Consider the following 14283-nt stretch of genomic DNA (forward strand, 5'->3'; position numbering starts at 1 on the left):
ATTGGAGGCCCAATGGCCCAGAACGATCCTCTCGCCCGGTTCGGCGCTGTACCGCTATTCACGCTGACGAGCACGGACATGACCGACGGAGTGCCCCTCACCGCGGCGCAGTACGGCACCGGCTCCGGCGGCCGGAACCTGTCCCCGCACCTGGAGTGGTCGGGATTCCCGGCCGACACGAAGAGTTTCGCGGTGACCCTGTACGACCCGGACGCTCCGACCGGGTCCGGATTCTGGCATTGGGCGGTCGTCAACCTGCCGGCCGACTGCGTGGCCCTGCCCGCAGACGCCGGCGCTCCGGGCGGCCGGCTGCTGCCGAGGGGTGCCGTGACCCTGCCCAATGAAGGCCGTCAGTCGGCTTTCGTCGGCGCGAGCCCTCCGGCCGGCACCGGCACGCACCGGTACCAGTTCATCGTGCACGCGGTCGACGTGGCCCGGCTCGACATCGACCCGGACTCCACGCCGGCCGTGCTGGGGTTCAACCTGCACTTCCACACCCTGGCGCGCGCGGTGCTCGAGGCCACGGGTGTGCACGGAGGAGCCGCCCACAACCCCTGAGCTGAGGTCTTCCGAGGTTGTCCACGGGCGACAAGGCGCCGCTGACGGAGTACGCGGCCAGCCAGGCGGTCGACGGCATGATCGTCGTCAACGCGAACTACCGGATGGCGACGCGCTTCCAGCTGAAGCACATGTTGGACGACGGCAACGAGGTGTTGCGCTGGGTGGCCCGCCACATCGAGGAGTTCGGCGGGGATACCCACCGGATCGTGCTCGAACATCGCCGACATCTCGGTGATGTTCGAGCGCGGATTCGTGCTGAGCCTGAATCTTCTGCGGATGCTGCTGCCGGAGCGCGGCCGCGGGGTCGTGCTGCGTACCGCGGCCCGGTTCATGTCCCCGATCGAGTGGCTCGAGCGTGGGTTCCCGCCGGTGTTCGTGACCACCTCGGAGCGTGACCACTTCTACCGGGCAAACCTCAATTTCATCGCTGCGCTGCGCCGGCGCTCCATCGCGGTCGACGCGCTGATCTACGACCGGAAGCAGACCAACACGCGCCACACCTGGCAGCAGGACGCCGCACATCCGGAATCGCAAGAGGTCTACCGCCGCCTGGGTGCCTTCGTGCGCCGCGTCGCCGGGGTGCCGCTCGCGGCCGTCGCAACCGTCGCAACCGTCGCAACCGTCGCAACCGTCGCAACCGTCGCTTAGAACGTTCATGGCGCACCCTGTGGAAGCCGGCGCATGTTCTACGGTCCGCCAGCTTCCACCGGGTGCGCCGCGACCAATGCGGGCCGCAGAGAAACCTTCGGACATCGGCTCACCGGGTCCGACAGGCCCGACTTTCGGGGCCGATATCGGAACCGCGGTCGACCACCGGGGGCAAGGTCAGGCTTGGGCGCCCGTGGCGGCGAGCACGCCGCCGAGGCCGATCATCATGACGCCGCCGCCCGCGGAGAGGTGCTCCATGCGGCGGGGGGACGAGGCGAACCAATCGCGGGCCGAGCCTGCCGCGAGGGCCCACACGCTGTCGCCGAGCAGGGCAAGCAGCACGAACACAAGGCCCAGGGTCAGCAGCTGAAGCGGGACGGCCCCGGCCGAGTAGTCCACGAACTGGGGCAGCACGGCCACGAAGAACACGATCGACTTGGGGTTGCTGATCCCCACGACCGATCCCTCGGCCAGCAGGCGCCACTTCGTCTTCGGCACGCTGCTCAGACCGATGCTCCGGGCGGCCGCGTGCCGGTGCCGGATGGCCTGCACGCCGAGGTAGACGATGTACGCGGCGCCGGCGAACTTGATCGTCGTGAACACCACGATCGACCCGGTCACGATTGCGCCGAGGCCCAGCGCGACGGCCGCGACCACCGGGATCAGCCCGAGGGCGTTGCCGAGCACGCTCAGCAGGCCGCCGAGGCGTCCGAGCGCCAGGGACCGCCCGATCACGAACAGCACGGTGGGTCCGGGCAGCACGATCAGGGCGACGGATGCCAGCGCGAACGTCAGCAGGTTGGGCGATGGGACCATATACGAAAGGTTAACCCGGCCGGGAGTCCGGGGCATCCGCTGTCGCGAGTGTGCCTGGTCCGGTCGAGAGTGACCCGCGGAACGGGCACGCTCAACCGGAGGCACTGTGGTAATCGTGCAGGTTCCGGTCGTGCGGGCCCGGATGCTTGTGGCTCGCGGCAGCAGAATGCGCCCCGGCACCGCCGGTGGCTAGCCTCTCAAGATGCACATGCTCTGGCGCACCCTCCTGCACTCCTTCCTCTCCCGCTTCGGCCCGCGCCTGGGCCACTACGATGTGGCCAGCACCCGGTTCATCACTTTGCCGACCGACCAGGACATCCTTCGGCATATGAACAACGGCGTATACCTGTCGATCATGGACATCGCCCGCTTCGACATGCTGCACCGTACCGGCATCTGGGCGATCTTCCTGAAGCGCGGATGGTACCCGGTGGTGGTGTCGGAGACGATTAGCTTCCGCAAGTCGCTGACCCTCGGCCAGAAGTTCACGGTGGAGTCGCGCATCCTGGGCTTCGACGAGAAGGCCGTCTACGTGGAGCAGCGGTTCGTGCGGCCGGACGCCGACGGAACCCCGGAGATCTATGCGCAGGGCTTCATCCGCGGACGGTTCCTGAAGCGCAGCGGAGGGGTCGTGGGCATCGACGAGCTCGTCGACGCCGTGGGCGCGGTGCCCGAGGACGTGACGGTGCCGGCCTGGCTGCTCGAGTGGAGCGCGGATGTCGCGATGCCCGCCACCCGCGCCGCCGCCCCCAGCCACTGGACCTGAGTGGGAGCGCCACGCGCCGTGTCTGCCGTGTCAGCCGAGCCCGGGGTCCTGCGGCACCCTCGCCCGTAGCCCGAACGAATTCGACGGAGATTCTGCCCGAATCAACCCGAAACAGTACGGAAATGCAGTTTTGCCCGAGAATCTCCGTCGAATTGGTTCGACGCCGGGCCTGGCGTGGCGCCTGTGCTGACCAGCGTCCACGCGGGGCGATCAGCTCTGATCCTCCGCGAGCGACACAACCAATCGATCAGGACTAGACGGTGGGTTCGGTGGCCTTCTTGGGCGGGATGAGCTCACTGTAGTACTCGACGTGGGGCTTGTAGTGGGTCCGGGCGGGTATCGGCTGGCCGGTGCGCGCCGCAACGAGACGGTCGAAGTAGTAGTCCCAGAACGGGCCGACGGTGGCGGCCTCCGCGGCGGAGTGCAGGCGCTGGCCGAAGGTGAGGGTGGTCATCCCCGCCCCCTCGACGAGGTGCAGAATCACGTGCCGGGCGGCGGCACCCTCGCCGATGTCGGCGGTGAACCGCTTCGGCGGGATGCACTTGATAATGCTCACGTACTCCCACTCGGCATCCGCTTCGTCCAACTTGAATCGCACGGCGCCGGTCTCGGGAGCGCCCGTGTAGGTTCCGATCCAGCCCTGGAGACCGGCGGACCGGCTCACGCTCGCCCAGACGTCGTCCTTCGACGCGCTGAAGAGCCGGTCGAGCATGAGGTACAGACCGTCTTCGCGATAGGCAAGGCGTCCGGTTGGCTTGAATGACATGCGAACCTCCACGGTGAGTGAGGCACGGGCCTCAGTACAAAACTATGCCCTTCTCCGGGCGGGGATCAACAGCCACGCCCTCCGGCCGGGACCCGGCGCCTACCCCTCGAGCACCGCCATCGCCGCATTGTGACCGCCGATGCCGCTGACGCCGCCGCCGCGTCTGGCGCCCGCCCCACAGATCAGAATCCGCGGATGCTCCGTCGCCACCCCCCAACGCTCGGCCGCGGTGGATCGCGGCGCGTCGTCCTCGAGGAACGGCCATTCCAGAGGACCGTGGAAGATGTTGCCGCCGGGGAGGTTGAGGGCGTGCTCCAGGTCGAGCGTGGTCTTCGTCTCGATGCAGGGCCGGCCGGCGGCATCGCTCAGCAAGAGGTCCTCGATGGGTTCGGCCAGAACGGAATTCAGCGACGCCAGAACGGCGGCTTGCAGCCGGTCGCGGCTGACGTCGTTGTTCTCCTCGGTGAGCCAGCGGTGCGGGGCGTGCAGCGCGAACACCGTGAGGGTCTGCGCGCCGGCGGCGACGAGCTCGGGGGAGAGGATGCTCGGGTCGCTGAGCGAGTGGCAGTAGATCTCGCAGGGCAGCAGCTCGGGGAAGCCGTCGTGGTCGGCCTGGTCGTAGGCGCTCTCCAGCTGCGTCAGGGTCTCGTTGATGTGGAAGGTGCCGCCGAACGCGGCCTCGGGGGACACGTCCTCGTCGCGCAGCAGCGGCAGTCGGCGGAGCAGCAGGTTCACCTTGACCTGCGCGCCCTCCGGTTTGGCGTCGGGCCCCGCGCTCGGCCCGGCACTCGGGCCGGCACCCGGCTCGACGTCGGGGCGCACGGATGCCGGCGCGGCCTCGCCGAGGAGACCCCGCAGCACCCACGGGGCGACGTTGGCGAGCACGTGCCGGCCCTGAACGACCCGCAGGGCGCCGCCGTGCCGGTAGCTCACCTCGCCCTCCGGCGTGACGCCGGTGACCTCGGCCTCCGTCACGATCCGGGCGCCGGCCTGCCGGGCGGCCTTCTCCAGCTCGCCGGAGACGGCGCCCATGCCGCCGACCGGCACGTCCCAGTCCCCGGTCCCGTTGCCGATGACGTGGTACAGGAAGCAGCGGTTCGCGTCGAGCTCCGCGCTGTCCAGCGACGTGAAGGTGCCGATCAGGCCGTCGGTGGCGACCACCCCGCGCACGAGGTCGTTCTGGAAGCGATCACGGAGCGCGCCGCCGAGCGGCCGCTCGAAGAACTGCTCCCAAAGCATGTCGTCTCCGAGAAGAGTCCTGGCCTCCGAGCGCGTGGGCAGCGGCTCGCAGACGGTGGGGAAGAGCGCCCGGGCAACGCTCTCCGTGTCACGGTAGAAGGCATTCCAGGCAGAAAAATCGGCGGCCGCGCCGACCCGGTCGAAGCTGGCGCGGGTGGCCGGCTCGTCGCCGCGGTCGACCAGGAGTCCGGTTCGGGTGTCGGCCGGATCGGGGGTGTACGAGGAGTACCGGCGCCGGGCCAGCCCGATCTCGAGACCGAGTTCGTCGATGATTCGCTGCGGCAGCAGGCTGACCAGGTAGGAGTAGCGCGAGAGCCGCGCGTCGACGCCGGGGAAGGCCGGGGCGGAGATGGCCGCGCCTCCGACGTGTTCGCCCTGCTCGAGTAGGAGAACGCTTTTGCCGGCCAGGGCCAGATAGGCGGCGGCCGTCAGGCCGTTGTGTCCGCCGCCGATGATCACGACATCGTGTGTGGGTTCGCTCATGCACCGAGACTACTCAGGAACCGAGGCCAGCCCGGGGCGTCGGGCCCGCGCAGCTTGACCGCCCGGCCGGGTCAGTCGGCACGTGCGAGCGTGCCGAGCTCGACGGCGTCGCCGCTCATCGACCAGGTGCCGACGAGCCGGTTGCAGCCGTCGGTGCCGGTGGAGCATCCGGTCAGGCCCAGCGCGAGGGCGACGGCGGCGAAGGCGAGCACAGCGGTTGGCTTCGTCATGGTGGGGCTCCGTTCACGGGTGTCGACGCGAGCCGCCGGACGCGCCCGTTCAACGATCAAAGCCGGGGAAGGTCAGCCTGTCACCGGGGCGGCGACCAGTTCCACGGCGCGGGCCAGGGCGTCGCGCACGGCGAGCACGCCCGGTCGGCTGGCACTCGAGCGCCGGGCCGAGGAGAAGACGGTGCGGAGCGGCCCGCCGGGCAGCTCGACACCGCGAACGGTCGGCATCTTCCCGGCCCAGATCAGGTCCGGCAGGATGCCGACGGCATTGCCGGATTCGATCAGGCGGATGTGCGCGATCAGGTCGGCCGTCTCGAACCTCACGTCGGGCTCGAATCCCGCCGACCGGCAGAGCTGGGTCGCCCAGTGCCGTGAGGCGGTTCCCTCCGGCTCCATCACCCAGGGCAGATCGGCGGCGTCGGCGAGCGACGCTGCCGCCGCGCGGCCGCCGCGCGAGGGCGGAACGGCCAGCCGGAGCGCATCCGTCGCCAGGTTCACACGGTCCAGGTCAGGCCAGTGCACCCGGGTGTGCCCGGGATACTGTTCGGCGAGCACGAGGTCGAAATCGCGCGCAGACACCTCGAACAGGCCGCGCTCCGGCTCGCGCTCGGTGACCTCGACCCGCAGTTCGGGGAACTCCTCGGCGAGCAACGTGAGGGCCTGAGGGATGAGGGCGTGCGCCGCGGACTGGAACAGGGCCACGCGCACCGTGCCGGACACGGTCGTCAGCGACGCGGTCATCTCCGCCTCGGCCAGTTCCAGCCGTTCGAGCAGGTAGGTCGTGTGCAGCACCAGAACCTCGGCCTGCGGGGTGAGCCGCACCCGGCGCCCGACCTTCTGCAACAGGGAAACCCCGGCCTCTTTCTCCAGTAGCGCGAGCTGCTGCGACACGGCGGACGGGCTGTAAGCGAGGGCCTCGGCGACTCCCGCCAGGGTGCCGCGGATCTTGAGCTCGTGCAGCAGACGCAGTCGGCGCACATCCAGCATCCGTCACCCTCCTCGATCGTCTCAATACTGATCATAAATGCTAATCAATATCGATCATAAAGATTCGCTTTTGCTAAAGGAACGAAAACCTCACACTGAGATCAGCCGTCCGCCGTGAACGAAAGAACTAGCCTCGTGACCATGACCAACTCCACTCCATCCGTGCAGCACGATCTCAGCGCCGATGTGGTCGCCCTCGTGCAGAAGTGGCTCGCCGAGAGCGCCACGATCCCCGCCGACCTGTCGGCCCAGCGCCTCGCCGGCGTGCTGAAAGACCCGAACGGGCTCGACTTCACCGTGGGCTTCGTCGACGGCGTCATGCGCCCGGAAGACCTCATGGTCGCCGGCTACAACCTGCAGAAGGTTGCGAAACAGGCGCCCGGCTTCCTGCCCTCCTACCTGCGCGCGGCCATCGGCCTCGGCGGCGTGCTCGGCCCGGTGGTGCCCTGGGTGGTCATCCCCGCCGCGCGAAAGGTGCTGCGCCAGATGGTCGGGCACCTGGTCGTGGACGCCACGCCCGAGAAGCTCGGTCCGGCGATCGCCCACCTGCGCGAGTCCAGCAACCGGCTCAACATCAACCTGCTCGGCGAGGCCGTGCTCGGGGAGAAGGAGGCGCTGCGCCGCCTCGAGGGAACCCGCGCCCTGCTGGCCCGCGACGACGTGGACTACGTCTCGATCAAGGTCTCCTCCATCGCCAGCCAGCTGTCGATGTGGTCCTTCGACGAGGCCGTCGACCGCGTCGTCGAACGCCTGACCCCGCTCTACGAGCTGGCGGCGGGGGGCGGTTCGACCACCGGGGGCGGCTCCACCACCGGGGCCAAGTTCATCAACCTCGACATGGAGGAGTACCGCGACCTCGACCTCACCATCGCGGTGTTCGAGCGCATCCTCGACCAGCCTCAGCTGCTGCACTTGGAGGCCGGCATCGTGCTGCAGGCCTATCTGCCCGACGCCCTCGGGGCCCTGCAGGGTCTTACCCACTGGGCGCAGGGCCGCCGGGCCGCGGGCGGAGCCCCGATCAAGGTGCGCGTCGTCAAGGGCGCCAACCTGGCGATGGAACACGTCGACTCGGCCGTGCACGACTGGCCGCTGGCGACCTACTCCACCAAGCAGGACAGTGACACGAACTACAAGCGCGTGCTCGACTGGGCCTTCACCCCGCAGAACACGGATGCCGTCAAGATCGGCGTCGCCGGCCACAACCTCTTCGACGTGGCCTGGGCCCATCTCCTGGCCACGAAGCGCGGCGTGGACGACCGGGTCGAGTTCGAGATGCTGCTGGGCATGGCCACCAGCCAGGCCGAGGCCGTGAGCCGCGACGTCGGCCGCCTCCTGCTCTACACGCCCGTCGTGAACCCGGCCGAATTCGACGTGGCCATCAGCTACCTGATCCGCCGCCTCGAGGAGAACGCCAGCCAGGACAACTTCATGTCGGCGGTGTTCGAGCTGACGAGTTCCCCGCAGCTCTTCGACCGCGAGAAGGAGCGGTTCCTGGCCTCTCTCGCGGGCCTCGACGCGGTCGTCCCACAGCCGAACCGCCGCCAGGACCGTACCCAGGTCACCCAGCTCGATGCAGCCGGCCGCGGCGAGGTACCCGCAAGCGAATCCGGCGATGACGAGGATGAATTCGGCGACGAGTCCGGCGTCGGGCTCACCGCAGCCGTGCTCGGGCTCACCCGCGGCTCGGTCGAGAGCCTGCCGCACCCCGGTTTCCACAACGAACCCGACACAGACCCGTCCCTGCCCGCGAACCGGGCCTGGGGTCGTCACATCCTGAGCCGGGTCGAGACCTCCACGCTCGGGCTGGACGCCATCCGTGACGCCCGGGTCAGCGACCCGGCCGAGCTGGACCGCCTGATTGAGGCCGCGGCGGCCTGCGGCGCCGCCTGGGGGCAGCGCACCGGAGCGGAGCGCGCCGCAGTGCTTCACCGGGCCGGGCTCGCGCTCGCCGCGAACCGCGACCGCCTGATCGAGGTGATGGCCGCCGAAACCGGTAAGACCATCGCCGAGGGTGACCCCGAGGTCAGCGAGGCGATCGACTTCGCCCACTACTACGCCGAACGGGCCCGCGACCTCGACGCCGTGCAGGGTGCGATCTTCGTGCCCTCGAAGCTGACCGTGGTCACCCCGCCGTGGAATTTCCCGGTAGCCATCTCCGCCGGCGGCGTGCTCGCCGCCCTCGCGGCCGGCTCCGGCGTCATCGTCAAGCCCGCCAAGCTCGCCCAGCGTTCCGGCGCGGTCATGGTCGAGGCGCTCTGGGAAGCCGGCGTGCCGCGCGACCTGCTCGTGCTCGTGGACCTCGCCGACCGGGAACTGGGTACCCGCCTGATCTCGCACCCGGCCGTCGACCGCGTCATCCTGACCGGGGGCTACGAGACCGCGCAGCTGTTCCGCAGCTTCCGCGAGGACCTGCCCCTCCTGGCCGAGACAAGCGGCAAGAACGCCATCATCGTCACTCCCTCCGCCGACCTCGACCTCGCCGCCGCCGATGTCATCAAAAGCGCCTTCGGGCACGCCGGGCAGAAGTGCTCGGCCGCGAGCCTGGTCATCCTGGTCGGATCGGTCGCCAAATCGGAGCGCTTCATCAGTCAGTTGACGGATGCCGCGACCTCCCTGCGCGTCGGCCGCCCCTCCGACCCGGTCACCCAGATGGGCCCCATCATCGAGCCGGCCGAGGGCAAGCTGCGCCACGCCCTCACCACGCTCGGCGTCGGCGAAAAGTGGCTGGTCGAGCCCCAGCAGCTCGACGAGTCCGGCACCCTCTGGTCGCCGGGCATCCGCACCGGGGTGCTGCCCGGCTCCTACGTGCACCTGACCGAGTTCTTCGGGCCCGTGCTCGGAGTGATGCACGCCCGCAACCTGGCGGAAGCCATCCGTTTCCAGAACGCGGTCGACTACGGCCTCACCTCGGGGCTGCACTCGCTCGACCCGGCCGAGCTGACCGAATGGCTGGACACGATCGAGGCCGGCAACCTCTACGTGAATCGTGGCATCACCGGCGCGATCGTGCAGCGCCAGCCCTTCGGCGGCTGGAAGCGCTCGGCCGTGGGACCGGGCACCAAGGCCGGCGGCCCGAACTACCTGTACGGGTTCGGCAGCTGGGTGAGCGAAGCCGGCCGCAACAGCTCGACGCTCCACCTGCGCGGCCTCGACCAAACCGTCACCGCCCTGATAGAGGCGGCGCAGACCGTGCTCGACTACGCGGACTTCGACGTGCTGCGCCGGTCGGCGCTGAGTGACGCGCTGGCCTGGCGCGACGAGTTCGGCGCGGTCAGGGACGTCTCAGACCTCGGTCTCGAACGCAACCTGTTCCGCTACCGCCCGCTGCCCGTCACCGTGCGCCTGACCGAGGCCGGCACCCTCGCCGACCTGCTGCGCGTGATCATTGCCGCGACCCTGTCGACGGCGTCGTTCGAGGTCTCCAGCGCCATCCCGGTGCCGCCGATGGTGCGCAACGTGCTCGCCGAGCGCGAGATCGCGGTCTCGGTCGAGAGCGACGACGAATGGCTGCAGCGGGCCGAGGCCGGTGGCATCCGCACCAGCCGGGTGCGCCTGATCGGCGGGGACCGCCTGACAGGGGCGCAGGCGGAGGCCTCCCGCCTGGCCCACGCGCTCGGCGGCAGCCCGGACATCGCGGTGTACGCACACCCCGTCACCCAGGCCGGCCGGGTCGAGCTGCTCCCGTTCCTGCGCGAGCAGGCGATCTCGATCACGGCGCACCGCTTCGGCAACCCGAGCACACTCTCCGAGGGGATCATCTAGGGGCCGGGCTGCGGCCCGTGCGACGGCGGTCGACCACAAGGCTAAAATAGGACTTTGGTGGCCGCAGTCTGCGGTCGACTGCACCAGCAGGAGTGCGGACAACGATCAGGCTTCTGGTGCACAATGATCGAGGCGCGGCTGACCACTGCTGCAATTCGACAGGGGATCCACAGTTGGACGGTAACGCAACGACGACGCACCGCAATGTCGCCCTGCTGTCGGTGGCGACCGAGCTCGCCCCGCAGGTCACGACCTCGGTGGACATCGATCGTCGCCTGCAGCCGGCCCTCAAACGGCTGAAGCTGCCGAGCGGCCTGCTCCAGCGGGTGGCGGGCGTGCACGAGCGCCGCAACTGGGCGCCCGGCCAGGCCTTCGACGACGCGGCCGTCGCGGCCGGCACGCGCGCCCTGGCCGCCGCCGGCATCCAACCGGGCCAGGTCGGCCTGATGATCAACACCTCGGTGACCCGCAAGCACCTCGAGCCCTCGGTGGCCGTGCGCATCCACCACGGCCTCGGCCTGCCCTCCTCGGCCACGAACTTCGACATCGCGAACGCCTGCCTCGGTTTCGTCAACGGCATGACCCTGGCCGCACAGCTGATCGACTCCGGCCAGGTGCAGTACGCCGTGATCATCGACGGGGAGGACGCCGACGAGATCCAGACCAACACGATCGAGCGCCTCGGCCGCCCGGACATCAACCGCAAGGACTTCATGAGCGAGTTCGCGAGCCTGACGCTCGGCTCCGGCGCGGCCGCGGCCGTGCTCGGTCGGGCCGACGCGCATCCGGAGGGGCACCGCATCCTCGGCGGCGTGACCCGCGCCGCCACCGAGTTCAACGGCCTCTGCGTCGGCAGCGTCGACGGCATGTTCACCGACGCCAAGGCGCTGCTCAAGGGTGGCATGGAGCTCGTCGTTTCGGCCTGGACCGAGGCCAAACGCGACTGGAACTGGTCGGGCATGGACCGGTACATCCTGCACCAGGTATCGGATGTGCACACCGACGCGATCGTGAAGGCGACCGGGCTGGACCGCAGCCGGGTGCCGCTCACCTACCCGCTGTACGGCAATGTGGGGCCCGCGTCGATCCCGATCACCCTGGCCGAGGAAGCCGCGCGGCTCAGGACCGGCGACCGGGTGCTGCTGATGGGCGTCGGCAGTGGCCTGAACACGGCCATGATGGAACTCGCCTGGTGAAGCGCGGCTCTGCCCCCGTGTCCTACCGTCTCCCGCGCGCCGCGGCGACGCCGGCGCCCGCGTCCCTGCCGCCGGCCGGCCTGTCGGGGCTCGATGCCGCGTTCTCGCGCCTGGTGCCGGTCGTGTCGACCGCCTCCGGGCATCCGGTCACCCGCACCTGGCACCTGCTCGACAACGCGGAGCGTCTCGCCGAGCTGGGCGTCACCCCCGTGGGCACGGTGCTCTGCGTGCACGGTAACCCCACCTGGTCCTACCTGTGGCGCGAGTTCGTCACGGCGGCGACGGATGCGGCCTGTCACGGCGGCGAGGCCTGGCGCGTCATCGCCGTCGACCAGCTCGAGATGGGCTTCTCCGAGCGAAGCGGCGCGGTGCGCCCGCTCGCCACGCGCGTGCGGGACCTGGGCGAGCTCACCGACACCCTCGGCCTGGCCGGCCCGGTGGTCACCTTCGGTCACGACTGGGGCGGGTCGATCTCGCTCGGCTGGGCCGTCGACCACCCGGACGTGCTCGCCGGGGTCATGCTGCTGAACACGGCCGTGCACCAGCCGAGCGATGCGCCGGTGCCGGCCCCGCTGCGGCTGGCCCTGCGGAGCAGCGTGCTCGGCTCCGGCACTGTGGCCACGCCGGCGTTTCTGGAGACGACACTGGCACTGGCGCACCCGCCGCTTCCGGCCGCGGTGAAGCAGGCGTATCGCGCGCCCTACCGCGGCGCGGCCCGCCGCGGCGGGATCGGCGCGTTCGTCGCCGACATCCCGGTGCATGGCGCACACGAAAGCGCGGCCGAAATCGCCCGCATCTCCGGCGGCATCCGCGACCTGACCGTACCGGCCCTGATGCTCTGGGGCCCGACCGACCCGATCTTCAGCGATCGCTACCTCGACGACCTCGTGGACCGCCTGCCGCACGCGGACGTGCATCGCTTCGAGGGTGCCGGGCATCTCGTCATGGAAGACGTCGACTACGCCGCGGCCGCCCTGACCTGGCTCGGCGACCGCGCGGTGCCTGCCGCTGCAATCGCCGCTGCCGCCTCCGCCGCTTCCTCCGCTGCCCCTCAGGTTGCCGTTTCGGTCGAACAGGGTGTGGACGGCTGGGCGGCCGGCGAGCGGCATCCGCTCTGGCACTATCTGGACGAACTGCAGAACAGCGACGAGACCGCGCTGATCGACATGGCCCCGCCCGGGGGCGGCGCACCCCGCGTCGTCAGCTGGCGCCTGCTCTCCCGGCGGGTGCGGCAGCTCGCCTGCGGCCTCGATCGTATCGGCGTGCGGAAAGGCGACCGGGTCTCGCTGCTCGTTCCACCCGGCGCCGACCTGACCGCGGTGCTCTACGCCTGCGTGCGGATCGGCGCGGTCGTGGTGGTCGCGGATGCCGGTCTCGGCCTACGCGGGCTGACCCGCGCCGTGCGCGGCGCGCGCCCCGACCACGTGATCGGCGCCGCCCCCGGGCTGCTCGCCGCCCGGGCCCTCGACTGGCCCGGCCAGAAGATCTCCGTGGCGCGGTTTCCCCGCGCCGCCATGCGCGCCCTCGACATCTCCGCCACCCTCACCGAGCTGATCGCGCTCGGCGGGGACGAGCAGCTTCCGCCGCCGCCGGAACCCGGAGACACTGCCGCCGTGCTGTTCACCTCCGGCTCGACCGGGCCGGCCAAGGGCGTCGTCTACACGCACGGCCAGCTCGCCGCGGTCAGCCACGCGCTGTTCGCGCAGTACGGCGTGGGCCGCGGCACCGGCCTGGTGGCCGGCTTCGCCCCGTTCGCGCTGCTCGGCCCGGCCCTCGGCGCCCGCTCGGTGACCCCGGACATGGACGTGACGAAGCCGAAGACCCTGACCGCCGCATCCGTCGCCGCCGCGGTCGCCGCCATCGACGCGACCGTGGTATTCCTGTCGCCGGCCGCGCTGGCCAACGTCGTGGCCACCGCCGGCAGCCTGACCGCCGCCGACCATGTCAGCCTCGCCGGCGTGTCGAGCTTTCTCTCCGCTGGTGCCCCCGTCTCCGAGCCACTGCTCGCGGCCGCGGCCCGGCTGATGCCGTCGGCCTCCGCGCACACGCCCTACGGCATGACCGAGGGGCTGCTGATGGCCGACATCTCGCTCGACGGCATCCGCGAGGCGATGGCCACGGCGACCACGCCGGGGGTCTCGCCGTCTGCCTTGTCCTCTGCCGCGACGGCGACGGATGCCCCGGCCGGCCCCGGCGGGGTCTGCGTCGGCCGCGCGACGGCGACCACGCGCATCCGCACGAGCGCCCTCGACGCCCAGGGGCACGCCACCGGCGAGCTGTCGGAGGCCGCCGGGGTCACCGGCGAGATCGTGGTCTCCGCGCCGCACGTCGAGGACCACTACGACCGCCTGTGGCTGACCGACCGGGCCGCCCGCAGCGGCGCCGTGCCCGGTGAACGCTGGCACCGCACGGGCGACGTCGGGCACTTCGACGACGCCGGACGCCTCTGGGTGGAAGGGCGCCTGCCGCATGTGATCACGACGGCGACCGGCGTCGTGACCCCGGTCGGTCCCGAGCAGCGCATCGAGTCCGTCGCAGCGGTGGCCCGGGCCGCCGTCGTCGGGGTTGGGCCGACCGGCACCCAGCAGGTGGTCGCCGTGGTCGAGACCCGCACGCCGACCCGCCGGGTCGCGCTGGCCGACCCCGGGCTGGCCGCCGCCGTGCGTGCCGTCGCGGGGCTGCCGCTGGCCGCGGTGCTGGTCGTGCCGCACCTGCCCACGGACATCCGTCACAACTCGAAGATCGACCGCACCCGGCTGGGGCGCTGGGCCGGCGGCATCCTATCCGGCGCGCGGATGACCCGCCCGTGAGGCGCCTCTCGCGTCACGC

The 14283-nt window shown here is 70.7% G+C and carries 11 protein-coding genes; 6 read left to right on the forward strand and 5 right to left on the reverse strand.

Going from position 1 to position 14283, the window contains the following annotated elements:
• Positions 1-12 precede the first annotated feature (12 nt).
• Both E3T34_RS06660 and E3T34_RS06665 read left to right on the forward strand, forming a co-directional pair.
• Complete coding sequence (locus E3T34_RS06660; RefSeq protein ID WP_104099926.1) at positions 13-558, forward strand: YbhB/YbcL family Raf kinase inhibitor-like protein; 546 nt, start codon at positions 13-15, stop codon at positions 556-558.
• A 237-nt stretch (positions 559-795) separates the two neighbouring features.
• Positions 796-1209, forward strand: a complete 414-nt coding sequence (locus E3T34_RS06665) for an alpha/beta hydrolase (RefSeq protein ID WP_241977360.1) — start codon at positions 796-798, stop codon at positions 1207-1209.
• A gap of 177 nt (positions 1210-1386) precedes the next feature.
• On the opposite strand, the gene E3T34_RS06670 is transcribed toward E3T34_RS06665, so the two are convergent.
• The gene (locus E3T34_RS06670) at positions 1387-2025 is read right to left on the reverse strand and encodes a LysE family translocator (protein ID WP_134342532.1); all 639 of its coding nucleotides are present in this window, start codon (positions 2023-2025) and stop codon (positions 1387-1389) included.
• A 202-nt stretch (positions 2026-2227) separates the two neighbouring features.
• On the opposite strand from E3T34_RS06670, the gene E3T34_RS06675 reads away from it, so the two are divergent.
• A complete protein-coding gene (locus E3T34_RS06675; RefSeq protein WP_134342533.1) occupies positions 2228-2791 on the forward strand; it encodes a thioesterase family protein in 564 nt (187 codons plus the stop codon).
• Between the two features lie 253 nt (positions 2792-3044).
• Here E3T34_RS06675 and E3T34_RS06680 read toward each other — a convergent pair whose 3' ends face one another.
• From E3T34_RS06680 to E3T34_RS06695, 4 genes are all read right to left on the reverse strand, one after another.
• Positions 3045-3557, reverse strand: coding sequence for a hypothetical protein (locus E3T34_RS06680; protein ID WP_104170044.1), 513 nt, complete (start codon positions 3555-3557; stop codon positions 3045-3047).
• A 99-nt stretch (positions 3558-3656) separates the two neighbouring features.
• The gene (locus E3T34_RS06685) at positions 3657-5279 is read right to left on the reverse strand and encodes an NAD(P)/FAD-dependent oxidoreductase (RefSeq protein ID WP_104099921.1); all 1623 of its coding nucleotides are present in this window, start codon (positions 5277-5279) and stop codon (positions 3657-3659) included.
• 71 nt (positions 5280-5350) lie between these two features.
• Complete coding sequence (locus E3T34_RS06690) at positions 5351-5509, reverse strand: META domain-containing protein (RefSeq protein WP_134342534.1); 159 nt, start codon at positions 5507-5509, stop codon at positions 5351-5353.
• Between the two features lie 72 nt (positions 5510-5581).
• Entirely contained in the window at positions 5582-6496 is a 915-nt protein-coding gene (locus E3T34_RS06695; RefSeq protein WP_104099920.1) for a LysR family transcriptional regulator, read from the reverse strand.
• A 141-nt stretch (positions 6497-6637) separates the two neighbouring features.
• On the opposite strand from E3T34_RS06695, the gene E3T34_RS06700 reads away from it, so the two are divergent.
• From E3T34_RS06700 to E3T34_RS06710, 3 genes are all read left to right on the forward strand, one after another.
• Positions 6638-10258, forward strand: a complete 3621-nt coding sequence (locus E3T34_RS06700; protein WP_134342535.1) for a bifunctional proline dehydrogenase/L-glutamate gamma-semialdehyde dehydrogenase — start codon at positions 6638-6640, stop codon at positions 10256-10258.
• 173 nt (positions 10259-10431) lie between these two features.
• Positions 10432-11454: a 3-oxoacyl-ACP synthase III gene (locus E3T34_RS06705; RefSeq protein WP_104099919.1), complete on the forward strand. Its 1023-nt coding sequence runs from the start codon at positions 10432-10434 to the stop codon at positions 11452-11454.
• The gene (locus tag E3T34_RS06710) at positions 11451-14264 is read left to right on the forward strand and encodes an alpha/beta fold hydrolase (RefSeq protein ID WP_241977357.1); all 2814 of its coding nucleotides are present in this window, start codon (positions 11451-11453) and stop codon (positions 14262-14264) included. Before E3T34_RS06705 ends, E3T34_RS06710 begins: the two co-directional genes overlap by 4 nt.
• The last annotated feature ends 19 nt before the right edge of the window (positions 14265-14283 follow it).

It is taken from the genome of Cryobacterium sp. TMT1-62, assembly GCF_004403145.1.
In the GTDB taxonomy this organism is placed as follows: Bacteria; Actinomycetota; Actinomycetes; order Actinomycetales; family Microbacteriaceae; genus Cryobacterium; species Cryobacterium sandaracinum.